This is a genomic window from Leclercia sp. M50 (assembly GCF_037150775.1).
Taxonomy (GTDB): Bacteria; Pseudomonadota; Gammaproteobacteria; order Enterobacterales; family Enterobacteriaceae; genus Enterobacter.
In genome coordinates this window covers 1-25,859 of record NZ_JBBCPK010000068.1, presented here as the reverse complement: position 1 = coordinate 25,859, position 25,859 = coordinate 1, and the positions used below count along the sequence as shown (strand labels likewise).

The 25,859-nt window shown below is 57.1% G+C and carries 29 protein-coding genes; 13 read left to right on the top strand and 16 right to left on the bottom strand.

Annotated features, from left to right (window positions below):
• Positions 1 to 290 precede the first annotated feature (290 nt).
• Positions 291 to 731, bottom strand: a complete 441-nt coding sequence (locus tag WFM46_RS16490) for an acetyltransferase (RefSeq protein WP_336998029.1) — start codon at positions 729 to 731, stop codon at positions 291 to 293.
• A gap of 117 nt (positions 732 to 848) precedes the next feature.
• On the opposite strand from WFM46_RS16490, the gene WFM46_RS16485 reads away from it, so the two are divergent.
• Complete coding sequence (locus WFM46_RS16485) at positions 849 to 1,148, top strand: helix-turn-helix domain-containing protein (protein ID WP_156653669.1); 300 nt, start codon at positions 849 to 851, stop codon at positions 1,146 to 1,148.
• Between the two features lie 94 nt (positions 1,149 to 1,242).
• Here the strand turns inward: WFM46_RS16485 and WFM46_RS16480 are convergent, their stop codons facing one another.
• The gene (locus WFM46_RS16480) at positions 1,243 to 1,767 is read right to left on the bottom strand and encodes a lipocalin family protein (RefSeq protein WP_103177683.1); all 525 of its coding nucleotides are present in this window, start codon (positions 1,765 to 1,767) and stop codon (positions 1,243 to 1,245) included.
• Between the two features lie 117 nt (positions 1,768 to 1,884).
• On the opposite strand from WFM46_RS16480, the gene WFM46_RS16475 reads away from it, so the two are divergent.
• The 4 genes from WFM46_RS16475 (at position 1,885) to WFM46_RS16460 (ending at position 5,415) form a co-directional block, all read left to right on the top strand.
• Complete coding sequence (locus WFM46_RS16475) at positions 1,885 to 2,613, top strand: MerR family transcriptional regulator (protein ID WP_336998028.1); 729 nt, start codon at positions 1,885 to 1,887, stop codon at positions 2,611 to 2,613.
• 96 nt (positions 2,614 to 2,709) lie between these two features.
• Positions 2,710 to 3,120, top strand: coding sequence for a hydroxyisourate hydrolase (uraH, locus tag WFM46_RS16470; protein ID WP_336998027.1), 411 nt, complete (start codon positions 2,710 to 2,712; stop codon positions 3,118 to 3,120).
• Between the two features lie 102 nt (positions 3,121 to 3,222).
• Positions 3,223 to 4,182, top strand: a complete 960-nt coding sequence (locus WFM46_RS16465) for a YbgA family protein (protein WP_103177681.1) — start codon at positions 3,223 to 3,225, stop codon at positions 4,180 to 4,182.
• 144 nt (positions 4,183 to 4,326) lie between these two features.
• Complete coding sequence (locus WFM46_RS16460; RefSeq protein WP_336998026.1) at positions 4,327 to 5,415, top strand: AAA family ATPase; 1,089 nt, start codon at positions 4,327 to 4,329, stop codon at positions 5,413 to 5,415.
• A gap of 19 nt (positions 5,416 to 5,434) precedes the next feature.
• Here WFM46_RS16460 and WFM46_RS16455 read toward each other — a convergent pair whose 3' ends face one another.
• The 6 genes from WFM46_RS16455 to WFM46_RS16430 form a co-directional block, all read right to left on the bottom strand.
• Positions 5,435 to 6,397: a GlxA family transcriptional regulator gene (locus WFM46_RS16455; RefSeq protein ID WP_336998025.1), complete on the bottom strand. Its 963-nt coding sequence runs from the start codon at positions 6,395 to 6,397 to the stop codon at positions 5,435 to 5,437.
• Between the two features lie 25 nt (positions 6,398 to 6,422).
• Complete coding sequence (locus WFM46_RS16450; RefSeq protein ID WP_336998024.1) at positions 6,423 to 7,202, bottom strand: MBL fold metallo-hydrolase; 780 nt, start codon at positions 7,200 to 7,202, stop codon at positions 6,423 to 6,425.
• Positions 7,203 to 7,329: 127 nt separating this feature from the next.
• Positions 7,330 to 8,133, bottom strand: coding sequence for a lipoprotein NlpA (gene nlpA, locus WFM46_RS16445; RefSeq protein WP_103824283.1), 804 nt, complete (start codon positions 8,131 to 8,133; stop codon positions 7,330 to 7,332).
• Positions 8,134 to 8,327: 194 nt separating this feature from the next.
• Positions 8,328 to 8,726 carry a type II toxin-antitoxin system VapC family toxin gene (locus tag WFM46_RS16440; RefSeq protein WP_336998023.1) on the bottom strand — a complete coding sequence of 133 codons (399 nt, stop codon included), beginning with the start codon at positions 8,724 to 8,726 and terminating at the stop codon, positions 8,328 to 8,330.
• Positions 8,723 to 8,989 carry an antitoxin gene (locus tag WFM46_RS16435; RefSeq protein WP_336998022.1) on the bottom strand — a complete coding sequence of 89 codons (267 nt, stop codon included), beginning with the start codon at positions 8,987 to 8,989 and terminating at the stop codon, positions 8,723 to 8,725. Before WFM46_RS16435 ends, WFM46_RS16440 begins: the two co-directional genes overlap by 4 nt.
• A 117-nt stretch (positions 8,990 to 9,106) precedes the next feature.
• Positions 9,107 to 10,606, bottom strand: a complete 1,500-nt coding sequence (locus tag WFM46_RS16430) for an MDR family MFS transporter (protein WP_156653661.1) — start codon at positions 10,604 to 10,606, stop codon at positions 9,107 to 9,109.
• Between the two features lie 78 nt (positions 10,607 to 10,684).
• Here WFM46_RS16430 and WFM46_RS16425 point away from each other — a divergent pair, with 78 nt between their 5' ends.
• Positions 10,685 to 11,344, top strand: a complete 660-nt coding sequence (locus tag WFM46_RS16425) for a TetR/AcrR family transcriptional regulator (RefSeq protein ID WP_336998021.1) — start codon at positions 10,685 to 10,687, stop codon at positions 11,342 to 11,344.
• Here the strand turns inward: WFM46_RS16425 and WFM46_RS16420 are convergent.
• On the bottom strand, positions 11,341 to 11,760 hold the full coding sequence (locus WFM46_RS16420) for a GNAT family N-acetyltransferase (RefSeq protein ID WP_103177672.1): 420 nt from the start codon (positions 11,758 to 11,760) through the stop codon (positions 11,341 to 11,343). The genes WFM46_RS16425 and WFM46_RS16420 overlap by 4 nt on opposite strands.
• A 322-nt stretch (positions 11,761 to 12,082) precedes the next feature.
• On the opposite strand from WFM46_RS16420, the gene WFM46_RS16415 reads away from it, so the two are divergent.
• Complete coding sequence (locus tag WFM46_RS16415; RefSeq protein ID WP_103177671.1) at positions 12,083 to 12,379, top strand: YicS family protein; 297 nt, start codon at positions 12,083 to 12,085, stop codon at positions 12,377 to 12,379.
• A 36-nt stretch (positions 12,380 to 12,415) separates the two neighbouring features.
• Here WFM46_RS16415 and WFM46_RS16410 read toward each other — a convergent pair whose 3' ends face one another.
• Complete coding sequence (locus WFM46_RS16410) at positions 12,416 to 13,363, bottom strand: LacI family DNA-binding transcriptional regulator (RefSeq protein WP_103177670.1); 948 nt, start codon at positions 13,361 to 13,363, stop codon at positions 12,416 to 12,418.
• 294 nt (positions 13,364 to 13,657) lie between these two features.
• On the opposite strand from WFM46_RS16410, the gene WFM46_RS16405 reads away from it, so the two are divergent.
• From WFM46_RS16405 to WFM46_RS16380, 6 genes are all read left to right on the top strand, one after another.
• Positions 13,658 to 13,972 (top strand): PTS sugar transporter subunit IIB, encoded by a 315-nt coding sequence (locus tag WFM46_RS16405; protein ID WP_103177669.1) that lies wholly within the window; start codon positions 13,658 to 13,660, stop codon positions 13,970 to 13,972.
• A gap of 12 nt (positions 13,973 to 13,984) precedes the next feature.
• Entirely contained in the window at positions 13,985 to 15,310 is a 1,326-nt protein-coding gene (locus tag WFM46_RS16400) for a PTS sugar transporter subunit IIC (RefSeq protein WP_103177668.1), read from the top strand.
• Positions 15,311 to 15,327: 17 nt separating this feature from the next.
• On the top strand, positions 15,328 to 16,713 hold the full coding sequence (locus WFM46_RS16395; protein ID WP_336998020.1) for a glycoside hydrolase family 1 protein: 1,386 nt from the start codon (positions 15,328 to 15,330) through the stop codon (positions 16,711 to 16,713).
• A gap of 11 nt (positions 16,714 to 16,724) precedes the next feature.
• A complete protein-coding gene (locus WFM46_RS16390; RefSeq protein WP_072250852.1) occupies positions 16,725 to 17,027 on the top strand; it encodes a PTS lactose/cellobiose transporter subunit IIA in 303 nt (100 codons plus the stop codon).
• Positions 17,028 to 17,189: 162 nt separating this feature from the next.
• Complete coding sequence (locus WFM46_RS16385; protein WP_336998019.1) at positions 17,190 to 18,569, top strand: carbohydrate porin; 1,380 nt, start codon at positions 17,190 to 17,192, stop codon at positions 18,567 to 18,569.
• 132 nt (positions 18,570 to 18,701) lie between these two features.
• Positions 18,702 to 19,607, top strand: coding sequence for a DMT family transporter (locus tag WFM46_RS16380; protein WP_103177665.1), 906 nt, complete (start codon positions 18,702 to 18,704; stop codon positions 19,605 to 19,607).
• 37 nt (positions 19,608 to 19,644) lie between these two features.
• On the opposite strand, the gene nepI is transcribed toward WFM46_RS16380, so the two are convergent.
• From nepI to WFM46_RS16350, 6 genes are all read right to left on the bottom strand, one after another.
• The gene (gene nepI / locus WFM46_RS16375; RefSeq protein ID WP_180210672.1) at positions 19,645 to 20,835 is read right to left on the bottom strand and encodes a purine ribonucleoside efflux pump NepI; all 1,191 of its coding nucleotides are present in this window, start codon (positions 20,833 to 20,835) and stop codon (positions 19,645 to 19,647) included.
• A gap of 170 nt (positions 20,836 to 21,005) precedes the next feature.
• A complete protein-coding gene (locus tag WFM46_RS16370; protein WP_336998018.1) occupies positions 21,006 to 21,458 on the bottom strand; it encodes a DUF1198 domain-containing protein in 453 nt (150 codons plus the stop codon).
• 129 nt (positions 21,459 to 21,587) lie between these two features.
• Positions 21,588 to 22,592: an alpha/beta fold hydrolase gene (locus tag WFM46_RS16365; RefSeq protein ID WP_336998017.1), complete on the bottom strand. Its 1,005-nt coding sequence runs from the start codon at positions 22,590 to 22,592 to the stop codon at positions 21,588 to 21,590.
• A 162-nt stretch (positions 22,593 to 22,754) separates the two neighbouring features.
• Entirely contained in the window at positions 22,755 to 24,146 is a 1,392-nt protein-coding gene (uhpT, locus tag WFM46_RS16360) for a hexose-6-phosphate:phosphate antiporter (RefSeq protein ID WP_336998016.1), read from the bottom strand.
• 140 nt (positions 24,147 to 24,286) lie between these two features.
• Positions 24,287 to 25,606: an MFS transporter family glucose-6-phosphate receptor UhpC gene (locus tag WFM46_RS16355; RefSeq protein ID WP_180210669.1), complete on the bottom strand. Its 1,320-nt coding sequence runs from the start codon at positions 25,604 to 25,606 to the stop codon at positions 24,287 to 24,289.
• A partial coding sequence (locus WFM46_RS16350; protein WP_336998015.1) for an ATP-binding protein occupies positions 25,599 to 25,859 on the bottom strand: 261 nt, incomplete at its 5' end. The genes WFM46_RS16355 and WFM46_RS16350, both read right to left, overlap by 8 nt.

Sequence of the window (25,859 nt, the reverse complement as noted above, 5' to 3'; positions counted from 1 at the left end):
AGCAATTTTGGACAGCGCTTGCGCTGGCCCCGAAGGGGTGAGCCCCAGGGATGGGGCGAACAATCCGCGAAGCGGCGATTTTCTTTGCCGGGAGCCGGGATTGTTAAGGGGCGGCGGCAAGCCCCTTAACACGTTCACAGGTGACGTGGGTTACAGAGCAGCAGCGAACGTAAGGTGAACGGAACCACCACTCATGCGGCATATTCCCCTCCCCTCCCCTCCCAGCACAAACCTGATGCCCGGTGGCGCTACGCTTACCGGGCCTACGATTCCGAGCAACCGCCTCCTGCTCAGGAAACAGAAAGCCGCATATGCAACAACGGAAACGCATTCCCCTGCCCGTCCCGCTCCGATCGGCCAACCTGCTCAAACCCTCTGTGGCGATAAAACCCTACGCCCTGCGGGTTCTGCTCATTCACATCCACTTCATTGGCGCCAAAGTGTTCAATGGCGTGCCTCAGCAGCAGCGTGCCGACGCCTTTCCCCCGGCTCGCATCATCCACAAACAACATTTCAATGCGGTTCTCATTCACACCCAAAAAACCGTGAATATCGCCGGTTTCATCCCGGGCAATGACGACGTTTAAATTCGGTAAATAGGCGTTGAGCAATAACGGGCGTAATGCCGCAATATCGCTCTCCTGCAAAAAGTGGTGAGTGGCGCGAACGGAAGACTCCCAGATCGCGACAAGACGGTCAAATTGTGAGGGAACTGCGGGTTCAATTTTCATAATGCGATCATGGCCGGGAAACGAATCTACATCAAGCCTGAGCAGGTGTATTTATAAGCTGTAGCTTATACAATTAATAACTTATCAAGGATGACATCATGTAATGGAGACAAGAAATTGAAAACCCTGAATGAAGCGATCGCTTCGCGTTCCCCTGAAAGCCAAAAACGCATCAAAGAAATGGCCGACGAAATGATTCTGGAAACGGGCCTGCAAATGATGCGCGAGGAACTGAAATTATCGCAAAAACATGTTGCGGAAGTGATGGGCATCAGCCAGCCCGCTATCACCCAACTTGAGCAGCGTGGCAATGAACTAAAAATCACCACGCTAAAACGCTATATCGAGGCGATGGGCGGTAAACTAAGCCTGGATGTTGAACTCCCGACCGGAAAGCGCGTGGCGTTTCACATTTAGTCAATTCCTGACGAGCCAGCCCTTTTTATCCCTCTCCCCACAGGAGAGGGCGGCATCAGCGGGTCCGCTTTTACCGCCCCGGAATGCACGATATTTACTGCTTAACCCATACCAGCTGATCGACCCGGAAGCCCAGGCTGCGCGCGGTATTGAGGTAATCCTCTTTCACCGCATCCGGAATGGTCGGGGTGCGCGACAGGAGCCACAGGTAGTCCCGGTTCGGGCCGCTGACCAGCGCGTACTGGTAGTTATCGTCCAGCTTGATGACGTTATACCCGCCGTAGAACGGGCCGAAGAACGAAACCTTCAGCGCGGCGGTGGTCGGCGCGCCGGTGAAGGAGGCTCTCCCCTCGCTCTCGTTCCACTTGCGTTTCACCGGATCGTATCCGCGGTTGATAACGCTGATCTGCCCGTCGCTGCGCTTGCCGTAGGTGGCGGTAACCTGCTCCAGACCACGTTCGAAGCGGTTTTCCAGGCGGGCGACTTCGTACCATTTGCCGAGATAGCGGCTGGCGTCAAAGTTGGTTATCGGCTGCACGCCTTTCGGCGGCGTAGGGGATTTACAGGCAACCAGGGTCAGCGCAATGGCGACACCGGTCACAACAGGCCATAGTTTCATGAGAGCTCCTTTCATTTGCGCGTCTGGATGTAAAGTGTAGTGCACCGCTCTGGTGCTTCATCCCGCAGGCAAATATTCGTAGTATATTGAGATTAATCCTTTCCTTCGGACGCAGACATGGCCTACTCCATCGGCGAATTCGCCAGACTCAGCGGGATCACCGCCACCACCCTGCGGGCGTGGCAGCGCCGCTACGGTTTACTCAAGCCGCAGCGCACGGAGGGCGGCCATCGCCAGTACAGCGAAGAGGATATCCAACAGGCGCTGAAAATCCTCGACTGGGTAAAAAAAGGCGTTCCGATTGGCCAGGTGAAGCCGCTGCTGGAGCGCCCTGTTCCGAGCCGTACCAATAACTGGCAAACGCTGCAACAGAACATGCTGGACCGTCTGCAGGCGGGCAAAATCGAATCCCTGCGCCAGATGATTTACGATGCTGGCCGCGAGTATCCCCGGCCAGAGCTGGTCGCGAAGGTGTTACGCCCCCTGCGCAGCCAGGTCTCGGCGAACGTTCCCGCCGCCATGACCCTGCGCGAGATCCTCGACGGCATCATCATCGCCTATACCTCGTTTTGCCTTGAGGGCGATAAGAAAGCGCCGGGCGACAACCTTCTGCTCAGCGGCTGGCACCTGAACGACCCGTGTGAAATCTGGCTTGAAGCCCTGGCGCGCACCGGCCAGGGCCATCGAATCACCCTCCTGCCCATTCCGCCTGCCGCACTGGCACCGGAGATCTTCCCGGACCGCAAGTGGCTGTTGGTCACCAGCGGTAAGCTCAATGCCGCGCGCAAAAGGCAGGTTGAGCAGTGGCAGCAGCAGGTTTCCCTTGAGGTGATTATCCTCCGATGATTTTCTCCTGCGGGAATTGTCACGAAAAGTTGAATATTTTCCCGCGCGGCAAATGCTAACGTTTTCCTGTGACTTACTACTCCACAGGAAAACCCAATGAAAAAAAGTGTCCCTCTGCTGATCCTGGCCTCTATGGCCTTTGCTCCTGTCGCCTTTAGCGCCCCTGTCGGTACGCTGAGCGTGCATATTCTTGACCAGCAAACCGGTACCCCGCCGCCGGGCGTCAGCGTTACGCTGGAAAAACAGCAGCAGGACAAATGGACCCCTGTTGCCAGCGGCAAAACCGACCAGGATGGCCGCATCAAGTCGCTCTATCCCGAGGATCAGGATATGCAGCCTGGCGTCTATAAAGTGACGTTTAAAACCGCAGAGTACTTCCAGGCGAATAAGCTGCAGTCGTTCTTCCCGGAGATCCCGGTGCTGTTTACCGTGACCCGCACCAACGAGAAGCTGCACATCCCTCTGCTGCTCAGCCAGTACGGTTACTCGACTTATAAGGGCAGCTAAAAATCGTTGATATTTATACACATTAAAAAATAGTTTCGCCAATACTTGGACAAAATAGTCAAGTTGTGTAACTTTTAGATATAGGCTCTGGAGGTACACACCATGACAACGAAACCTGTACTGGGTATTAGCGGATGTTTAACCGGTTCCGCCGTTCGCTTCGACGGCGGGCATAAGCGTATGGGCTTTGTCATGGATGAGCTGGCCCAGTGGGTCAACTTCAGGCCCGTCTGTCCGGAAATGGCTATTGGTCTGCCGACGCCTCGTCCGGCGCTGCGCCTGGTCCTGACCGACAGCGGTGAGACGCAGATGCGGTTCAGCAAAGCGCCTCATGAAGACGTTACGCAGAAGATGGCCGATTTTGCGGCGGGTTATCTGCCAAAAATCGGCGATCTTGCTGGCTTTATCGTCTGTGCCAAATCCCCCAGCTGCGGCATGGAACGCGTGCGGCTTTATGATGAAAACGGCAACCGGGGCCGCAAGGAGGGTGTCGGGCTGTTCACCGCTGCGCTCCTTGAAACCTGGCCATGGCTACCGGTGGAGGAGGATGGACGCCTGCACGATCCGGTACTGCGGGAGAATTTTGTTGAGCGCGTCTTTGCCCTTCACGAACTGAACACCCTGCGCGCCAATGGCCTGACGCGCCGCGCGCTTCTGGACTTCCACAGTCGTTACAAACTCCAGCTGCTGGCCCATCATCAGGCAGGCTACCGGGAGATTGGCCCGTTCGTCGCTTCGCTGCACGAGTGGGAAGATCTGAACGCTTTCTTCGAGGCGTACCGCGAAAAGCTGATGGCGATCCTGAAGCAACCCGCCTCGCGCAAAAACCACACTAACGTCCTGATGCATATTCAGGGCTATTTCCGTAACCAGCTTAACAGCCGCCAGCGCGGCGAACTGCGCGACGTGATCCTGCATTACCGTGACGGATTACTGCCTATTCTCGCCCCGCTCACGCTGCTGAAGCACTATCTGGCGGAATATCCTGACCAGTACCTGATGACGCAAAACTACTTTGATCCCTACCCGGATGATTTAGGTCTGCGTCTCGCTGTAGCCTGAAATTCACAATGCGAAGGCCCCATTGACCCCGAGAGGCCCAAAGCAGTACCCCGTTTAGACGACACCCTCACTGTCGTCTTTTTTTTGCAGTTTGCTTAAAATACTGTAACTTTATACAGGTTTAAGCCGCAAAAGGGTCCGCCCATGATCAACACCCTGCACATTCAAAACTACCGTTCGATTCGCGACATGTCGCTGGATCTGGAGCAGCTCAATGTCGTTTTCGGCCCGAACGGCAGCGGAAAATCGAATATCTATAAAGCCATCCACCTGATGCACAGCGCGGCTCAGGGGCAGTTTTCCCAGGCGCTGGCGAATGAAGGCGGCATTCTGAAGGTGTTCTGGGCAGGCAAAACCCGCAGCGACCAGCTGCGGCGGATGAATCTGGCGGTGGAAACCGAAACTTACGAGTATGAACTGCAGGTGGGTTTTGTCGAAAAGCTGCCTTATCCCTCGCAGTTTCAGCTCGATCCGGTCATCAAAGAGGAGTCCATCTGGCTGAGCGGCCATCAGCGGCGTCCCTCCGCACGCCTGATGCAGCGCAAAAACCAGACCGTGTTTCTGAATAATGTTCATCACGAGAAGGTGACCCACAGCGGCACCCTGTATGAGAACGAATCGGTCTTCGGCCAGCTCGGCGAGCCGCACCTCTACCCCGAGGTGTCGCAGATGCGCGAATCCCTGCGTAACTGGCGTTTTTATCATGAGTTTTCTGTTTCATCCGGTTCGGCGATGCGCGCCCCGCAGGTGGGGTTCCGTTCGCCAGTGCTGGCCAGCGACGGCGCAAACCTAGCGGCCGCGTTTCAGACCATCGTCGAGATTGGTGACGAGATGCTGCTGATGCGTATTCTCGACCAGGCTTTCCCCGGCTGCGTCTTTTACAGCGACAATACGGGCGGACGTTTCCGGATGATGATGCAGCGCGAAGGCTTAAGCCGACCGCTGGAGCCCGCAGAGTTTTCCGACGGCACGCTGCGTTTTCTCTGTCTGGCGGTGGCCCTGCTCAGCCCGCGCCCGCCCGCTTTTATCGCCCTCAACGAACCGGAAAACAGCCTGCATCCTCAGATGCTGCCTGCTCTGGCGAGCCTGATTGCTGAGGCCAGCCGCTATTCGCAGATCTGGCTCACCAGCCACTCGCCGGAGCTGGCGAACCTCATTGAGAAGCATCGATCGTTTTCGCTGTATCAGCTGTCGATGGTGGAAGGCGAGACGAGAATGGCGCGGCTGGGGTAAATGCCGGATGGCGCTACGCTTATCCGGCCTGGGCCTGCGTGCGGAAGGTTTTGCGCCACTCCGCCGGGCTGACGCCAAAGCGGGCCTTAAACTTCTGACGCCAGGTTACGGCTGAGAGATAGCCCACCTGCTCTGCCACCGCCTCTATCGGCAGATTGCTGCTCTCCAGCAACAGCTGGCTACGCCGCAGGCGTTCGGCGGTGATCCACGAGGCCACACTCATCCCGGTGGCTTTCATAAAATGGCGGGTCAGGGTGCGGCGACTCATCGCCACGCTCTCTGCCAGCGCATCCAGGCTGAGCGGCTGGCTGATGTTACGCTGGAGATAGTCGATCAGATTGTTGATCCGCGCATCACGGGTGGTTTCCGGCACCGGCTGGGCGATAAACTGCGCCTGCCCGCCCTCGCGGTGGGGCGGCACGATCATCCGCCGGGCAATCTGGTTGGCCACCACGCCGCCAAAGCGCTGACGGATAATGTACAGGCAGCAGTCCAGCGCGGCGGCGGTACCGGCAGAGGTGATGATGCGGTCGTCATCAACGTACAGCGCGTTGATATCGAGCTGCACGTTCGGGAAAAGCGTCTGAAACTGGCGTTCGAATTCCCAGTGGGTTGCCGCACGTTTGCCGTCGAGAATGCCGGCGTATCCAAGAACAAACGACCCCAGACAGAGCCCGACGATCTCCGCCCCGCGGTCTTTGGCCTGCACCAGGCTGTCGAGCAGCGCCTGCGGGGGACGCGCCAGTACGTGTTGCCAGTAAGGCACCACTACGATATCGGCCTGCCCGATGGCAGAATAATCCTGCGTTGCGTTGAGCGCGAAGCCGTCAGGCGAGGTCAGGAGTCCGGGCTTTTCGGCGCAGATCGTCACATTAAAACGCTTTTTACCGGAAACGGTATCGCCAAACAGAATGCAGGGGACGGAGTAGTGGAACGGGCTGAACCCGTCCACGGCGACAATGGCAACGTGAGTAAGCGGCATTGATCTCTCCTTTCCCCTGATTGCCTCAGAATATAACGGATTCACCGTCCTGAGGAATGCTCAGCACGTCGCTGACCTGATTATCCTCTGCATACTGGCGCAACGCGCTGCGGGTCAGCAGGCAGTGGTTGATGGCCTCCATATGGACCGCCACAATTTTCGCCTGCGGTAGCAGGAAGTGGATATTCAGCACATCCTCCTGACCCATGATGATCGGCCCAAACCCGATCACGTGGGCATAACCGGCGTTGATGACCACCACATCCGGCTGATGTTTTTGCAGGTCGGTTGCTACCGCCTCGCGCCAGATCGTATCCCCAACAATGCAGAGCGTCTTTTCGTCAGGATGACGAAACACCACGCCGCAGGCTTCGCCCAGCCGCTCCGCCAGCTCCGGCACCGCATAGGCGCGATCGGTACCGTGCTGGCCGCCGTCGGTTTTACTTAGCTGGATATCGCCAAACGGGCTGTTGTCCGTCAGCACGCTAAGTTGGGTGAAGCCCTGGCTGCGCAGCAGCTGCGCGTCATCTTCGTTCTGCACGAAGATCGGTTTGTCTTTGGCGATCCGCTCGATGGCGTACTGATCCCAGTGATCGGGGTGGGTATGGGTTACGATAACGGCATCGACATCCAGCAGGGTTTCAATCGGACAGGGCAGTTCCACCATCGGGTTGCGGATCGCCTCCCGGGCAGTGCCCGGAAAGCCGGGGTAAGTCCCTTTAGGTGCCAGCATCGGGTCAACCAGAAAGCGCTTTCCGGCATAGGTGATAAGCTGTGTCGCGTTACGAATGTGGGTGATGTTCATGAGCTCTCCTCCGGTCTGTATTGCAGAAAGAATAGCCGGAGGAGGAACGGCAGAATGTGGGCTAAAGGGCATTCAACGATGGGATTGGGCCAACTTATCTTCATGCCGCAATGAGCGGCATGATGATTTATTCCCAGCCCGGCACTGCCCCGCCGTTAAAGATGGTCTCTGCCGCCTTCGCGACCTCTGGCGACTGGTACGCCTGGATAAACTCCTTCACCTTCTGGGCATCTTTATTATCTTCCCGCGTCACCACAATGTTCACGTAAGGTGAGTTTTTATCTTCGATAAAGACGCTGTCATGCACCGGCGACAGCCCGGTTTGCTGGAGATAGGTGGTGCTGATAATCGCCACATCCACTTTCGGATCGTCCAGCACGCGCGGCAGTTGCGCCCCCTCCAGCTCCATGATTTTCAGGTTTTTTGGGTTGGCGGTGATATCCAGCGCCGTCGGCAGTAAACCAACGTCCGGTTTCAGGGCGATCAGCTTTTCGTTTTGCAGCAGCAACAGCGCCCGGCCCAGGTTGGTGGGGTCGTTCGGAATGGCGATGGTTGCGCCATCTTTGAGTTCAGAGACCGATTTGATCTTGCGGGAATAACCCGCCATCGGGAAGACAAAGGTGTTGCCCACTGCCACTAGCTTGTAGCCGTGTGCTTTGTTGTCTTCCGCCAGGAATGGGCGATGCTGGAAGACGTTGGCGTCCAGCTCACCGTGGTCAGTGGCGTCGTTTGGCAGCAGCGAGCCGCTAAAGCCCACCAGCTCAACGTCGAGGCCGAACTTCTCTTTCGCCACTTTTTTGGCGACTTCCGCCACGTCCTGCTCGGCGCCGTTGATCACGCCGACCTTAATGTGTTTAGCATCGCTGCCGCTTTGGTCGCAGCCCGCCAGCAGCAGGCCAGCAAGAAGAAGAGCACCCAATCGAAGTTTCACCGGTCAGTCCTTTTGAGAAATGTTTTATCGACTATATCGGCAACCCAGCGGCAGGTTAAAAAACGAAAAGGAATCAATAAGAAGGATAAGTTATATGCGGGTTTTGCCGGGCGGCGCTGCGCTTGCCCGGCCTACGTGCAGAGACGGAGAACTGTCGCAGGCCCGGTAAGCGTCGCGCCACCGGGTGGGGGGAGTCAGGCTGCGGTAGTCCAGTCTTCGACTGTCAGTTCCTGCACCATGGCGAAAGCCTGATCGTTAGTCACAATCGTTGTGCCCCGGCTGATGGCATGGGCTGCGATCAACTGATCAAGGTCTGCCATCACTTTACCTCGAGTTTCCATCTCAGCACGGAGCTTGCCGTAAGCGGCTGCGGCGCCACTGTCCCAGTCATAGATAGTAATAGTGTTCAGAAACGTCTTTATGGTCTCTTTTAACCTACTGCTTTGTTTTTTATCCGCCCCATAAAGCAGCTCAGCTTCTGTGATACTTGAGATACATACGTCCGCTGGCTTCAGGTTAGTCATTCTATTTACAACACCAGGATGCCTTTTAAATAAATGGCTCACAATATTCGTATCCAGCATATGTTTCATACCTGAACTCCATCCAGAGGATCCCTCTTTGTAATACTCTGATTTCTTTCCTCCGGACTTAAAAATGAATCCGGTACGGTGGTGTTTTCCAGCATCCTGAAAAATTCATCCCAGCTTTTTTCCTTGTCAGGTTTTGCAGCCAAAACTACATTCCCCTCTTCATCCCGCCGGATCCAGACATTCTCTGAGTCAAACGCGAACTCAGCAGGCAGTAAGACCGCCTGGTTTCGCCCTTTTTTGAACAGTTTTGCTTTACGTTCCATCGCAACCTCTGCTGATTTATTAACCAGGACAAAGCATGCGCCAGCAGCGTCGGGAATGACAAGCCAGAACGTCAAAATTCGGAAAGCGACTCGCAACAAATAGCTGACCCGCTAACTTTACGCCTCCCGCTTGCGCAGCGGCGCCTCACGCAGGAACCACGACAGGACAAAGGCCAGCACCATGATCGCGGCAGCCATCAAAAACACCGCATGAATGGCGGAGCCAAAGGCGTCTAGGTAGTCCAGGCGCAGGGCATCCGGCAGGTGATGAATGGCGGTGGGGTTCATCTCCCGCGGCAGTTCGGTCCCCTCGGGGATCCGCGCCATCAGGCCCGACTGCAATACGTGGGTGAAGACCGCGCCAAACAGCGCCACGCCAATCGCCCCGCCGATGGAGCGGAACAACGTTACGCCTGAAGTGGCCACACCATACTGGCTGGATGAGACGCTGTTCTGAACTGCCAGCACCAGCACCTGCATCACCAGACCCAGCCCCGCCCCCAGCACGCCGGTAAACAGGTAAAGCTGCCAGATCGGTGATTCGATGGTGATCCGTGTGAGCAGGGCCATACCGACCACACCCAGCAGGGTACCGAGGATGGGGAACAGGCGGTATTTCCCAGTGCGGCTGATAATGCGCCCGCTGATAATTGAGGTCAGCAGCAGTCCGCCCATCAGCGGGATCAGCTGTAAACCGGCTTCAGTCGGGGTCGCCTCTTTGACAATCTGCAGATAGAGCGGCAGGAAGGTGACCGAGCCAAACAGCGACATACCGATAATAAAGCCAATCAGGCTGCACAGCAGAAAGCTGCGATCCCGGAAAAGCGACAGGGGAATAATCGGCTCCCACGCCAGACGCTCTTCGTAGATAAACCCGGCGATACCCGTCAGGCCAAAGGCCAGAATGCACCACAGCTGCGGGTCGCTCCACTCGCGTACCGTGCCCCCTTCGCTGGTAAACAGAATGATGCACAGCAGGGCCATGCTAAGGTAAATCGCCCCCAGATAGTCGATCTCATGTTTGTTGCGCTTCGCGCTGCCGCGGAAGACCGCGCCAATCACCAGCAGGGCAAACAGGCCCAGCGGCAGATTGATGTAGAAAATCCAGCGCCAGGAGGCGTGCTGCACCAGAAAACCACCGACCAGCGGACCAATCACCGTCGCGAGCCCAAAGACCCCGCCGAATAAGCCCTGATAGCGGCCACGCTCCGCGGGGGGAATAACGTCGGCCACCGCCGCCATGCTGATCACCATCAGCCCCCCGCCGCCCAGCCCTTGCAGGGCGCGCATCAGCACCAGCTGGGTCATATTCTGCGCCAGCCCGCACAGGGCGGAGCCTACCAGAAACAGGACAATCGCGATTTGCAGCACGATTTTGCGGCCAAAGAGATCGCCAAACTTACCGTACAGCGGCACCACAATCGTGGAGCTCAGAATATAGGCCGTCACGACCCAGGAGAGTTTATCCAGGCCGCCCAGCTCGCCCACAATGGTGGGCAGCGCCGTGGAGACGATGGTCTGATCGAGAGCCGAGAGCAGCATCACCAGCAGGAGCGCGCTGAAGAGCAGCCGCACCGGGGGCGCGTTTTTGGTTTGCGTTGTTGAATCGGAGACCATAAAACACCGCTTGAAATTAATTAATTGGATAATTAATATTTAATGAAGTTATGAATCAGGTCAAGGGATCCTCCGCGCATGTCAGCACATAAAGATAATTCCGACCCTACGCCACAGGCTCGCCGTCCCGGACGCCCACGCGGAAGCAAACCCACCGCCACCAGCCGGGAGCAGCTGCTGGATATCGCCCTCGATCTCTTTGCGCGCCAGGGTATTGCCCGCACCTCGCTTAATGCCATTGCCAAAGAAGCGGGCGTGACGCCGGCAATGCTGCACTACTACTTCAACTCCCGGGAACAACTGCTTGATGCGATGATCGAGGAGCGTTTTCTGCCGCTTCGCAGCGCCATCGCGACGCTTTTCAGCGCTCACCCGGACGATCCGGTTACCGCCCTGAGGTTGATGGTGGAAAAGCTGGCCGAACTGGCCGTAAAGCATCACTGGTTCGCGCCGCTGTGGATGCAGGAGGTGATCGGTGAAATGCCGGTACTGCGCGCGCATCTGCAGGCCCGCTTTGGCGATGAGAAATATCAGGGGATGCTGGATACCGTTGCCCGCTGGCAGCAGGAGGGTAAACTGAACCGCGATCTGGCGCCGGAGCTTTTATTCACCACGCTGTTGAGTCTGGTGCTGGTGCCCTTTTCGCGCATGCGCAATGACGAGAGGTTAAGCGCCCTCTCGCCGGAACGTATTGTGCGCCATGCTCTGGCGGTGATGGGCAGTGGTATTGGCGGTTAAAGCGCCTTCGACAGGTAATGTCGTTGAATTCCCGGGTAGGGAAAATCGTTGAGCGTCATTTCCAGCTTATAGCCCTGCTTTTCATAAAACGGACGCGCCTGGAAACTGAAAGTGTCCACCAGTGCATGTCGGCACCCCTGCTTCCGGGCCTCTTCTTCAGCGGCATGCATCAACTGGCTGCCAAGCCCGCTTCCACGCAATTCATCGGATACCCACAGGTATTTGATATTCAACCACTCGCCCTGGCGGTTGCCGATGAGTCCGCCGCGCATGTTGCCGCTGTCATCGCGGGCATAGACGGCGAGATCGCTCCCCACGCGGGAAAAATCAATAAACTGGCTGTTATAGATCCGCAGTAGCTGGAGTAACTCTTCCTGCTCGTGTTCGGTAATGGTGTCGGTAATACTCAGTTGCATATCAATCCCCCGTTACGTTGCAGATCGACTATCGCATACTCCGCCCGGGATACAAACGCCAAATTCTGGTCCTGTATGGGTTAAAAAATGTAACTGAAATCAACGAAAAATTGCCTTTGCGAGCACTATCACCCCTTGTTACCTGTCACCCGCCAGCCGTCACACATTTTTCTTCTGCGCTTCCCTCTCCGGCAAATTCTGCGGCTACGCTTAGTCGTACCCCTGCGCAACTATTGGCAAAATTAATACTTTCGGCTTGGGTCGCAACGGCGGATGTAACGATATATTTCATAAACGTGTGTGTTTTTTTCCGGAGGTTTCCATGAAGTCAGCGCACCTGTTTTGCCTCATCGTCTGCCTGCTTTTCGCCGCCTTCGTTCATGCTCAGGAGATGAACGATCCGGCAAAGCTAGAGCAGATGAAACAGGCGGTTTTAAAGGATGTGAAAAAAGCCTGTGCCCCGCAACGCAAGCAAACCGATAAAGAGTGGCAGGCGATGATTATGGCGTCTGAGGCGAATCAGATGCTGGTCAAAAACGCGGTGGTGGCGATGGAGCGGAACAATCAGGAAGGTTACTGGGATGCCGTCAGTCAGGTGGACTGCATGGAGGATTACTGATTACGCATAAAGGGGCCATGCAGCCCCCTTAATTTTTTAGCGACGCACATCCGGAATAATTAAATCCCCGCGCAGCACATACGAACCCAGCATCTGGGTCTTCTCATTCAGCCAGCTGACGATCCGTGCCGCCATGGCATCCATTGAGTACTCAATCGCCGGAATGGTTGGAATACCCGGCAGATGCAGTGACCCCGCCAGACTGAAGACCATGATGTCGCCCGGTACCGATCGGTTAAACGCCTGGAGTTGGGGGATCACCCGCTGCGCTTCCTGCTCGTCGGCCACCAGTAAGGCGTTGAAATTGAGCGTAGAGGCGTTATTGAGCAGCTCCTGCAGGGCCACGGAGGATGAGGTGGCTTCCATAAAGACCAGGTTGCGATTAAACGGCAGGAAGTTCTTTTCCAGCCCATGCTTGTAGCCCAGCAGCACCTGATCGGCAAAACCACTGCCGTACGGGTGGATCAGGGCAATCTGGCGTCGCCCCTGGCTGGCGAGGAAATTACAAGCGGTTTCCGCGGCAAAAGCGTGGTCATACTGGATACTGTTGACGTTACCGGTTTCCATGCAGTCCACCAGGATGACATTCTCCTGGTCGATATGCAGTGGAAAACGGGCGCCGATAATCAGAATGTCATCGCATAGCCCGCAGGAGAGTTCATCCAGCGCGCCCATGACTTCGGCTTTGGTGTTGGCGAAGCGAAGCAGCAGGTGCTTCTGGTGCTGGCTAAGGTGTTTTTCCAGCGCGTAAAGGTAACCCGTAGTCTGGTTGATGTTGTCGTGGGCGCAAATCACGCCGATACAACCGGTTGTCTGGCTCAGCAGCGACTGGGCAATCACGTTTGGCCGGTAGTTCAGCTCTTCAACTGCTTTCAGTACGGCCTGACGGCTGGCTTCCTTCACGCCGCGCGACCCGCTCAACACCCGTGATACCGTGGCTTTGGACACCCCGGCCAGACGTGATACATCGTTGATTGTAGACATCTTTATCCCCTGACAGGTCTCTCCAGGCCCCTGTAATTCCTGATTCCACTTCGGCTCATATTATAGCCACTCAGGAGTATATCTGTTTCCGTTTTCTATGGAAACCGATTTTCCGTTTCCACTCTTAGTGATGTAAAAGCAGCCAAAATATGTGACCCAAATCCGATAAACAGCCCCTATAAGTAATGGATCTTGATGGCTGTCACACTTCTGTCTTATATGCATGGAAACCGGTTTCCATATGTTATCCAATCATCTCCGCAATAACTATTTACATTTTGAGGATGGTTGTCGATGTTCAAGATTATGCTGTGCTGTTCTGCCGGGATGTCCACCAGTCTGCTGGTACGGAAAATGGTCGAAGCCGCGGAAGAACGCGGACTCCCCGTCAAAATCGATGCGTACGGTGTTTCAGAATTTGATACACAGTTTCCGCAATATCAGGTCGTGCTTCTCGGACCGCAAGTCAAATACATGTTAAAAACGCTCTCAGATAAGGCTGCCACTCAGGGCATACCCGTTCAGTCCATCGATACAATGGATTACGGTATGCAACGTGGCGATAAAGTGCTGGACTATGCTCTGTCGCTCATCGAAGCGGCACACTAAGAAGGTGTTCTCATGAGTTCGTTATATCAATCTATGGTTGCCGTAATTGAGCAGTCCATCGCGCCGCTGGCAGGCAAGCTGGGCCAGCAGAAGTACGTGATTGCCATCCGCGACGGCTTTACCGCCGCGCTGCCGTTTATGATCATCGGCTCGTTTATGCTGGTGTTCATCTTCCCGCCGTTCTCCGCGGATACCACCAACAGCTTTGCCCGCGGCTGGCTGGACTTCTCTGAAACCTACCGCGACCAGCTGATGTTGCCGTTTAACCTCAGCATGGGCGTGATGACCTTCTTTATCTCGGTAGGGATTGGCGCCAGCCTGGGCCGCCAGTTTAATCTCGACCCGGTAATGTCCGGCCTGCTGGCCTTTATGGCATTCCTGCTGGTCGCCGCGCCGTATGCCGACGGTAAAATCTCCACCCAGTATCTGTCGGGCCAGGGGATCTTCACCGCGCTGATCACCTCTATCTATGCCACCCGCGTCTACGCCTGGCTGAAGGATCATAACGTCACTATTCGCCTGCCGAAGGAAGTGCCGACCGGCGTGGCGCGCTCGTTTGAGATCCTGATCCCGGTGGTGGTGATAATCGGTACGTTGCACCCGCTGAACCTGTTTATCGAAGCGCAAACCGGGATGATCATTCCGCAGGCGATTATGCACCTGCTGGAGCCGCTGGTTTCCGCCTCTGACTCCCTGCCTGCCATTCTGCTCTCTGTGCTGCTGTGCCAGATCTTCTGGTTTGCCGGCATCCACGGCGCGCTGATTGTCACCGGCATCATGAACCCGTTCTGGATGGCTAACCTTTCTGCCAACCAAGCCGCACTGGCTGCCGGCGCAGCACTGCCGCACGTCTATCTGCAGGGCTTCTGGGATCACTACCTGCTGATTGGCGGCGTGGGCTCTACCCTGCCGCTGGCCTTCCTGCTGCTGCGTAGCCGTGCAACGCACCTGCGCACCATCGGCAAAATGGGCATCGTGCCAAGCTTCTTTAATATCAACGAACCGATTCTGTTCGGTGCGCCGATCATCATGAACCCGATGCTGTTTATTCCGTTCGTGTTCGTTCCGATGATCAACGCTTGTCTGGCGTATACCGCCACCAAACTCGGCTGGCTGGCACAGGTTGTGTCGCTGACGCCGTGGACGACGCCGGCTCCGATTGGCGCCTCCTGGGCGGCAAACTGGGCCCTGAGTCCGGTGGTGATGTGCGTCATTTGTATGGTGATGTCGGCGCTGATGTATTTACCGTTCCTGCGTGCTTATGAGCGCTCCCTGGTGAAAACCGAAGAGCAGAAAGCGCAGGCGTCCGTAGGTGCAGCAGAGACCGTCGGCAATTAAGTCAAAGAGGACGTTTTATGAAATATGCATTTCCCGAAAACTTCTGGTGGGGTAGCGCCTGTTCTGCACTGCAAACCGAAGGGGAAAGCCAGGGCGGCGGCAAAGGATTAACCACCTGGGATCACTGGTTCGCCACACAGCCAAATCGCTTTCACAACGGGGTGGGGCCGCAGAATACCTCCACGTTTTATCAGCACTGGAAAGCCGACATTCAGCTGTTAAAGCAGCTGAACCACAATAGCTTTCGCACCTCGATAAGCTGGGCGCGCCTGATCCCGGAAGGTACCGGTGAAGTGAACCAGGAAGCGGTGGCGTTTTACAACCAGGTGATCGACGAACTGATCGCCCAGGGCATTACGCCATTCATCACCCTGTTCCACTTCGACATGCCGATGGCGATGCAGGAGATTGGCGGCTGGGAAAACCGCGATGTGGTCGCGGCCTATGCCCGCTACGCAGAAACCTGCTTTGAGCTTTTTGGTGATCGGGTAATGCACTGGTTTACCTTTAACGAGCCGATTGTGCCGGTAGAGGGCGGGTATCTGTATGACTTCCACTACCCGAACGTGGTCGATTTCCGTCGCGCCGCCACCGTGGCTTATCACACAGTGCTGGCCCATGCGCAGGCGGTTCGCGCCTTCCGCGCCGGGCATTATGCCGGTGAGATTGGCATCGTACTGAACCTGACGCCGTCCTATCCGCGCTCGCAGAACCCGGCGGACGTGAAAGCTGCGCACCACTGCGATCTGCTGTTTAACCGCAGCTTCCTCGACCCGGTGCTGTGCGGTGAATACCCGGCAGATCTGGTGGCGATGCTGAAAGCGCACGATCAGCTGCCTGCCTGTCTGCCAGAGGACAGCGCGCTGATTGCCGACGGTAAAATCGACCTGCTGGGCATTAACTACTACCAGCCGCGTCGGGTGAAGTGCCGTGATACGGCCATTAATCCCAACGCGCCGTTTATGCCGGAGTGGTTCTTCGACAGCTACGAGATGCCGGGCCGCAAAATGAACCCGTATCGCGGCTGGGAAATCTACGAGCCAGGTATTTACGATATTCTTATTAACCTGCGCGATAATTACGGCAACCCACGCTGTTTTATTTCTGAAAATGGTATGGGCGTTGAAAACGAGCAGCGTTTTATTGAGAACGGTCAGATTAACGACCAATATCGTATCGAATTTATTTCTGAACATCTTAAATGGCTGCATAAAGGCATTAGCGAAGGCTGTAATTGTCTTGGCTACCATATGTGGACATTTATTGATAACTGGTCGTGGTGCAATGCGTATAAAAACCGATATGGCTTTGTCCAGCTCGATTTAGAAACGCAGCAACGCACCATTAAAAAGAGCGGAGAATGGTTTGCCGAAACCTCTCTGAATAATAGTTTCGATAAATAGAGTGGAAGATGATGATTGCCTTAGAAGAAGCAGTAATGGAAATCATCGTCAATGCTGGTCAGTCGCGCAGCCTGTGCTTTGAAGCACTGCATGCTGCGCGGCAGGGCAACTTTGACGAAGCGAAAAGCCTGCTGCGCGAAGCCGATGGCTACGCGCGCCAGGCGCACCATATGCAGACCAAACTCATCGAACAGGACGCAGGCGAAGCCCGTCAGCCGATGACCTTAATTATGGTGCATGCTCAGGATCATTTAATGAACTCGCTGCTGGCCCGTGAATTATCCGAAGAGATTATTCATTTATACCAGCGCTAATATTTAAATATCAGTGATGGAGATAGCTTTACGATAATAGTGTAAACCCTCTGTGCCCGAAAAAAATAAAATCAACTTGTTCTGATGATAGCGACATATTTTGTCAATGCGGAACGGGATGGTTATTGTCTGAATAAAATTTAAATATATATTGAGATAACCATGAATATGATTAAAAAACTTCCATTAACAATGGCGGTTATCGCCGCGCTTTGCCCAATGACTGTACTCGCACAAGAATTTACGCAGGAGCAAATCGACGCCATTGTGGCCAAAGCGGTGGATAAAGCCCTGGCAGAACGCCAGGCAAAAATGGATGCCGCGGTAGCGAAAAAAGCCGACGTCATCAACGAACCGCAAAGCGCCGCGCAGTCTCCGGATATGGCGATCCCGTTCGGCATTAAATTTACCGGTTATGCCCGTTACGGCGCCCACTTCCAGGCCGCCGATCAGAAATACGTTGCCGTAGATGGCTCCTATAACGGCGCCTCGGCGATTGGTCGTCTGGGTAACGAAAGCAACGGCGGCGAGTTCCAGCTTTCCAAAGCCTTCAAGGGCGAAAACGGCGCCATCTGGGACGTCAACGTGATGATTGACCACTGGGGCGACGAAGTTAACCTGAAAAAAGCCTACGCCGGTGTGACCAATATCCTGGAATCCAACCCGAACGCCTATATCTGGGCGGGTCGTGACTTCCACCAGCGTCCGCAACAGGGCATCAACGATTACTTCTGGATGAACCACGATGGCCAGGGTGCCGGGGTGAAGAACTTCGACATCGGCGGCGTGCAGTTTGACGTGGCCACCGTGGCGGCGGTGGAATCCTGTAGCCCGGAAGTGATGGACGATGAAGCGAACCCGTCGCGCATCACCTGTACCGGCGGCTCCGGCACCGGCGACAAGGGCAACTACGCGGCCACCTCCAAAATTCACGGCATGAAGCTCGGCCCGATCGATCTGGAGCTGTACGCCAACTACGGCTTTGACTCCAAAGCCATCGACACCGAAGAGCGCACCAACGCCTGGCAGGGTGGCGTTGTGCTGAGCCATACCAACGACAGCGGCGTGAACAAAGTGATCGCCCGTTACTCTGATAACTCTGACAACAGCGTGTTCAACAAAACCGAGGATCTGACCACGGTGTACGCCAGCTTCGAAGGGCTGCACAAGTTCACCCCGGCGACCCAGGTGGAGTACATTCTGGCCTTCCACGACTATGACAACAGCCGTGACAACACCGACAACCGTAAGAACTACAACGCCATCGTGCGTCCAATGCACTGGTGGAACGACGTTCACTCCACCTGGCTGGAAGCGGGCTGGCAGCACGTTGATTACGACAACGGCGGCGATAACAAAGGCTGGAAGCTGACCCTGTCGCAGAACATGTCTATCGCTATGGGCCCGGAATTCCGTCCGATGCTGCGCTTCTACGTCACCGGCGGCAAGGTGGATAACGAACGCACCGCCCGCGTGAACAACTCCAAAGACGAAACGCTCGACGACTTCAACGTCGGCGCGATGTGGGAAGCCTGGTTCTAACCCCTGCTGCGCCCGGCGGCGCTGCGCTTGCACGGGCCTACAAGGTTTTGTAGGCCGGGTAAGCGTAGCGCCACCCGGCAGGCCCCGTGTTATGCTGCTGGCCTTTGAAAAGCCAATATCGCAGGGGAGAACATGGGTTCCACACGTAAAGGGATGCTGAACGTCCTGATCGCCGCCATTTTATGGGGCAGCTCAGGGGTTTGCGCGCAGTACATCATGGAGAAAAGTCATATTTCCTCGCCTTACCTCACCATGGTTCGCCTGCTGTTTGCCGGCGTGATCCTGCTGACACTCTCATTCGTTCACGGCGACAAGATTTTCTCGGTCATCAAAAACCGCAAGGATGCCCTCAGCCTGCTGATTTTCTCTCTCTTCGGGGCGCTGATCGTCCAGCTCACCTTCCTGGTGACGATTGAAAAATCCAATGCCGCCACCGCCACCGTGCTGCAGTTCCTCTCCCCGACCATTATCGTGGCGTGGTTTGCGCTGGCGCGTAAAAAGCGCCCGGGGATTTTCGTGCTGGCGGCGATCATGACCTCGCTCATCGGCACCTTTTTACTGGTCACTCACGGGGATCCGACTTCGCTGACCATCTCCCCTGCCGCGCTCTGCTGGGGCATCGCCTCCGCCTTCTCCGCGGCGTTCTATACCACCTACCCCTCGGCGCTGATTGCCCGCTACGGCACCCTGCCGATTGTCGGCTGGAGTATGCTGCTGGCCGGGTTAATGCTGACACCGTTCTATGCCGGGCGCGACACCACCTTCGTGGTCGACGGCAGCCTGCTGCTGGCCTTCTTCTACCTGGTTGTGATCGGCACGTCGGTGACCTTCAGCCTCTATCTGAAAGGCGCGCAGATGATTGGCGGGCCAAAGGCGAGCATTCTGAGCTGCGCCGAGCCGCTGAGCAGCGCCCTGCTGTCGGTGATTTTACTGGGAGTGGCGTTTACCCTGCCGGACTGGCTGGGCACGCTGCTGATTGTGTCGTCGGTGGTGCTGATTTCGATGGATTCGAGAAGAAGGGCTCAGACATCGTCGTAGCCTGATGCCCTCTCCCGGCGGGGAGAGGGCCAAAAACTTACTGCGCCTTCACCTTCCCGGCCACCAGCAGCGCCGTCAACAGCATCAGGGTGCCGGAAATCACTACCGGTGAGGTGAGCCCTAAATTATCCAGCGCCAGGCCACCCAACGCCGCACCGCAGGTATTCGCCAGCTGGATCACCGCCACCTGAATGGACCCGGCTTTTTCCGCCTGATCGGCCAGCGAGCGGGTGATCCAGGTCGACCAGCCCACCGGGATCAGCGCAAAGGCAAAGCCCCAGATAATGGCGATCGCCGAGGCGACCCACTTGTCGCTGCCCCACAGGATGAGTACAAGCGCGCTGACCGCCAGCACCAGCGGCGCCCCCGCCAGCGCCACCTTCAGGGAGCGTTTCAGGAACTGTGCCGACAGCGAAGTGCCGACAAAGCTGGCGATACCGAAGCTTAAAAGCACCAGCGTCAGGCCATCGACGTCAAACCCGGCCATGGTCATAAACACCGGGCGGATATAGGTAAAGAAGGCAAACTGTCCGGCGAAGGCCATAAAGATGGCGGTCATCCCCGCCAGCACGCCCGGGCGTTTCAGCAGGCTGAACATGTTCTGCTTGTGGTGCGCGGCTTCGCCCGGCAGCGACGGCAGCGCCTTCCAGACCCACAGAATACAGAGCACGCCCATCACCGCAGCACCGTTAAAGACGTTGCGCCAGCCGATAATCCCCCCGAGGAAGCTGCCGAGCGGCGCGGCAATCACCAGCGCGATGGAGACCGCGCCGAAGATGACCGAGAGCGCTTTCGGCACGGTGCGCGCCGGCACCAGCCGCATGGTGAGCGAAGCGGACATCGCCCAGAAGCCGCCGAGCCCCAGCCCGAGGCAGGCGCGCCCTAACAGCAGTAGCGTGAAATTATCAGCAAAGGAGACCAGCAGGCAGGAGAGGGTCAGCAGCACGCTGAACAGGATCACCACCTTGCGACGGTCAATGGTGCCGATCGCCTGGGTGATAAACAGGCTGGCAAACATCGCCACAAACGCAGTAACGGTAACCGACTGGCCCGCCAGCCCTTCAGATATGCCCAGATCCTGCGCCATCGGCGTCAGCAGGCTGACCGGCAAAAACTCCACGGTAATGAGGCAGGCGACGCAAAACGCCACGGAAAAAACCGCCGACCAGTTCGGGCGGGAAACCGCGTCGGCATGGGGCGAAGGGGCGGATTGGATCTGTTCTGTCATGGCATCACCTGAGGAGAAAACGAGCGGGAAAGCCGCGCAGTTTAACAGTTTAAATGTGATCCATTTAACGTTTTGACAACTTTTGGCACTTTTTGCCGGGCGGCGCTGCGCTTGCACCGGCCTACGGGTTGTGTAGGCCCGGTAAGCGTAGCGCCACCGGGCGAGTTCGATCAGTGCAGGAAGAAAACCCCCTCTTCCGGCAGGAAGAACTGGTTATAGCGCAGCTGGAAGGCGTTAAGGTCGTAGGGATCGGGCTCCATGTCGCGCATAAAACCGAGCGCCAGGCGAACCTGCGCATCGGTGATCGGCGCGGCGAGACGCGCTTTGCGCAGCAGGCGATACCAGTTCTGCAGGTTGTTTTCACTGCTGTCAACGATGCACACCTGCCAGATCAGCAGCACCTGCGCGGCATTGAGCAGATGCGCCTCGTCAGGGCGCTCCAGGTAGCGGATAAACTCGTTGCCGGCGCTTTTGCCAAACTGGTCGATCATCGACTCCAGCGGCACAGGGGTGATCCCCAGCCGTTCGCTGAGACGACGAATGGCGCGCCGGGAACCCGACGTCATGACGCGAAAGCCCACTACAAATACCACGGCCAGCGTAGCCAGCATTATCCAGACCATGCACTCTCCTTACGATTAGCCATGCATGATATCGGGAAACGTGGCGCGTCAACAGCAGGTAACGTCGTATTAATAAAGCAACAAACAGTGGATCGGGCCGGGGAAAACCGCTACCCATCGCGTGACGCTTTACTGCGTCTGCAACCCCTTCAACAGCGCCTCATGGAAACGTTCGGGGTTCTGCATCTGCGGGGCATGGCCCATATCGTCAAACTCCACCAGCGTGGCGTGTGGGATACGCTTCGCCGTCTCCTTCCCCAGCACCGCGTAGTTGCCAAGCGTTTTGCGGATCTCCGGCGGGGCAAGATCTTTGCCGATGGCGGTATTGTCCTTCGTGCCGATCATCAATAATACCGGCATCTTCAGCTCGCTGAATTCATACATCACCGGCTGGGTGTAGATCATGTCGTAGAGCAGCGCCGAGTTCCAGGCCACCCGTTCTTTTCCCGGCCCGTTGTTCAGCCCGGCGAGCATGGTGACCCAACGCTCGTACTCCGGCTTCCACTCCCCTGCATAGTAGGTGTTTTTCTCGTACTGGCGGATGCCGTCGGCGCTGGTTTTTAGCTCGCGCTGATACCACTGGTCGACCGTAATGTGCGGCACCCCGCGCGCCTTCCAGTCCTCAAGCCCAATCGGGTTGACCATCACCAGCTGTTCCACCTCCTGGGGCCACATCAGCGCGTAGCGGGTCGCCAGCATGCCGCCGGTGGAGTGACCAATAACGGTAACGCGATCGATCCCCAGCTCTTTCAGCAGGGCATGGGTGTTATCCGCCAGCTGCTGGAAGGTGTATTGATAGCGCTCCGGCTTGGTGGATTTGCAGAAGCCCACCTGATCGGGTGCCACCACGCGATAGCCGCTGGCGGTGAGGGCGCGGATGGTGCCGTCCCAGGTACCGGCGCAGAAGTTTTTACCGTGCATCAGCACCACGGTGCGGCCGTTGGCTTTTTCCGGCTTCACGTCCAGATAAGCCATATCCAGCGACTGATTTTGCGAGGTGAAGGTGAAGTGTTTTACCGGCCAGGCATAGTCAAAACCTTCCAGTTTTTCGCCGTAGGTGGGGGTATCGGCCGCCATCGCGGGTGAGGCCAGCGCCACCAGCAGCGCAAGGCAGGATAATCGTCGGGTCAACATGCAAGCTCTCCGTTAGCAAAGGGGCTAAGGCTGCGCGAAAGGCGGCAGCAAACTAAAACTGTAGAGCATAGGACGGAGCGGGTGTGTAAAGCGGGGTAAGGTAATCGGGGTGAGAATGTAAAAAAGCCCGGCATCACGCCGGGCAAGAAGTTACCTGCATACTCAGGCTGCTTTCAAACGTTGCACGCGTTTTTCACGGCGGATCTTGCGCTCTTCCAGCACCGCGACCATCGCCATCAGGACGATACAGCCGATGGCTGCCGCATCCAGCGCCGCAAAGGTGCCTGCCCAGCCGGTGAGACCGAAGATCGGCGTGCCGTCGGCAATCATCCCCAGACCCAGCTTGGCGAAGCTGTCGCCGATCAGGTAGGCGAAGGTGCCTTTAATCCCATCGGCAGCGCCGATCGCTTTTTTCGGCACAAAACCTACCGCCGCCACGCCGATCAACAGCTGCGGACCAAAGACCAGGAAGCCGAGCGCGAACAGGGAGGCGAGATAGACGTACTGGTTGCTGGCATGCTGATAAATACCCAGCGTGGCGATAATCAGCGCCAGCGCGACGCAGGCCACCAGCGCACGACGGCCATTGGCGAGATCCGAGAGCCAGCCCCATAGCAGGGTGCCGACCAGCGCGCCTACTTCAAACAGGGTGAAGCCCTGGATCGCCACCTCTTTGGAGAGCTTCAGCTCCTGGAAGGCATACACGGTTGACCACTGGTCGATACCGATGCGCACCACGTAGAGGAAGATATTGGAGAAGCAGAGCAGCCAGATCACTTTGTTTTTCAGCACGTACTCAACAAAGATCTGCCATTTGGTCATCTCGTTCTCTTCAGTCTCTTTGTCCTCTTCGCTGATCTCTTCGTTAAACAGCTCTTCGGCTTTACCCAGACCGTAAGATTCAGGGGAGTCGCTGCCGTAGCGCAGGCCGATAAAGCCGACGATCAGGGCGATAATCGACGGGAAGATAAACATGCCGATCACGTGGCCGTCGAACAGGTAGTTCGCGCCGAACAGCGCCACCCCTGCCGCACCCGCCCCGCCGAGGTTATGGGAGATGTTCCACATGCCGAGGTACGAGCCCCGCTTGCGGCGCGGGGTCCATTTGGTGATGGTGGAGTAGCTGCACGACCCGCCGGTACTCTGGAAGAAACCGCTCAGGGCGTAGAAAGCGATCATCAGAAACAGGCTGACGGAGCCCGCGCCCATGCTGGCGCTGAAGCCGAGCATACAGATGGCGGAGAGGATCAGCATAAACGGCAGGAACTGCTTGGTGTTTTTGCCGTCCGCATAGTACGAGACAACGGTTTTCCCCACCCCGTAGGTGATGGAGAAACCGAGGCCAATCATCCCCAACTGGGTCATGCTCAGCCCGTAGGTCGAGATCATGTCGTTCTGGGCAATGTTAAAGTTTTTGCGGATCAGATACATGGTCAGGTAGCCGATAAAGACCACCAGATAGGACTGCATGAAGGGTTTGAACCACATTTTGCGCCGCACATCGAGCGGCAGATCCAGGGTCGGCTTGCGCACCTGATTGAGGAAGGCCAGCATGGTTTGCTCCTGAGCTGATTTTTACCTGCGAATGGCAGGCATTGTAAAAATCAGCCAGGAGAGATGCCTGAGACAGCGTCCAGGCGGAACCGGGAAAATTTCTTAGTTTTGCCCCACTCGCGGTGAAAAGGTGAGGCGCATCACATCACACTGGCTTCACGCGGGGCCTGGGCGTTAAGGAACGGCAGCAGCAGCAGGGCCGAAATCCCCGCCGCGATGGCGATCACCGCGAAGAACCCGCTCCAGTGCCAGGTGTCGATCACCCTGGCCAGCGGCCAGCCGGAGAGCGATGCCCCGAGGTAGGCGAACAGCCCGACAAAACCGGTCGCCGCCCCTGCCGCGTCCTTGTGGGAGCACTCCGCCGCCGCCATGCCGATCAGCATCTGCGGGCCAAACACAAAGAAGCCGATGGTAAAGAAGCACGCCGCCTGCATCACGTAGCTGGCAAACGGCATCAACCACAGGGAACCGACCGAGAGTAAAATCCCGGCGGCAAAAATGAGGTTCATTGGACCACGGTTGCCGTTGAAGAGCTTATCCGAGCCCCAGCCCGCCACCAGCGCGCCGATAAACCCGCCCAGCTCAAACATCGTCACCGCCGAGTTGGCGGTGACCAGATCCACACCCAGCGTCTCGGACATGTACAGATTGCCCCAGTCATTGATCGCCGCGCGCACCACGTAGACCAGCACGTAGCAGAGCGACAGCAGCCAGATATAGGGGTTTTTCAGCACATATCGGGTGAGGATCGCTTTGCGGGACAGCCCGGCCCCCTCCTGCTGCTGGGCAATCTCCAGCGCGTCGTGCCGCCAGTCGCCCACCGCCGGCAGGCCCACGGTTTGCGGCCGATCGCGCAGACGCCAGCAGAGAAACAGCCCGGCGAGGATCGCGAGACAACCGGCAATCATCATCCCCGCGCGCCAGCCGTAGTGCAGCGCCGCCGCGCCGACCACCATCGGGATCAGCGCCCCGCCGACGTTATGGGCGGTGTTCCAGATCGCCCACCAGCCGCCGCGCTCGTTGCGCGAGTACCAGGCGGTGAGCAGGCGGGCACAGACCGGCGCGCCCCAGCCCTGGAAAAAGGCGTTCAGCGCCCACAGCAGGGCGAAGGCCCAGAGCGAGGTGGAGAAGCCGAACAGGATGTTCACCACCCCGGTGGCGATCAGGCCAAAACCCATAAAGTAGCGGGCGTTGGAGCGGTCGCTGACGATGCCGGAGAAGAACTTCGACAGGCCATAGGTGATGTAAAACAGCGTCGCCAGCAGGCCGATATCGGTGCGGGTCATCACCCCGCTGGCGAGGATCTCCGGCGCGGCGGCGTTAAAGCTTTTGCGGGTGAAGTAGAACAGCGCGTAGCCGAGCCAGAGGGTGATCAGAATATGGCGTCGCCAGTAACGATAGCGGGCGTCGATTTCCGCCTTATCGCTTATCGGGACTGCATCGACAGGGGGTTTAAACATGGTGACTCCGAAGCGGTAAACTGACGCTGACGCGCGTCCCGTGTGTGCAGGAGATAGTCAGCGTGCCGCCCAGCGCCTTCACGCGTTCGCGCATCCCCGCCAGGCCAAAGCCTTGTTGCCCCGAGCCCGGCGGCAGGCCGCAGCCATCGTCTTCAATCACCAGCCTGAGGCTTTCATGCTGCTGCCAGCCCTGCAGCGTCACCGCGCTGGCGTTGGCGTGTTTGACGATATTGTTCAGCCCCTCCTGACAGAC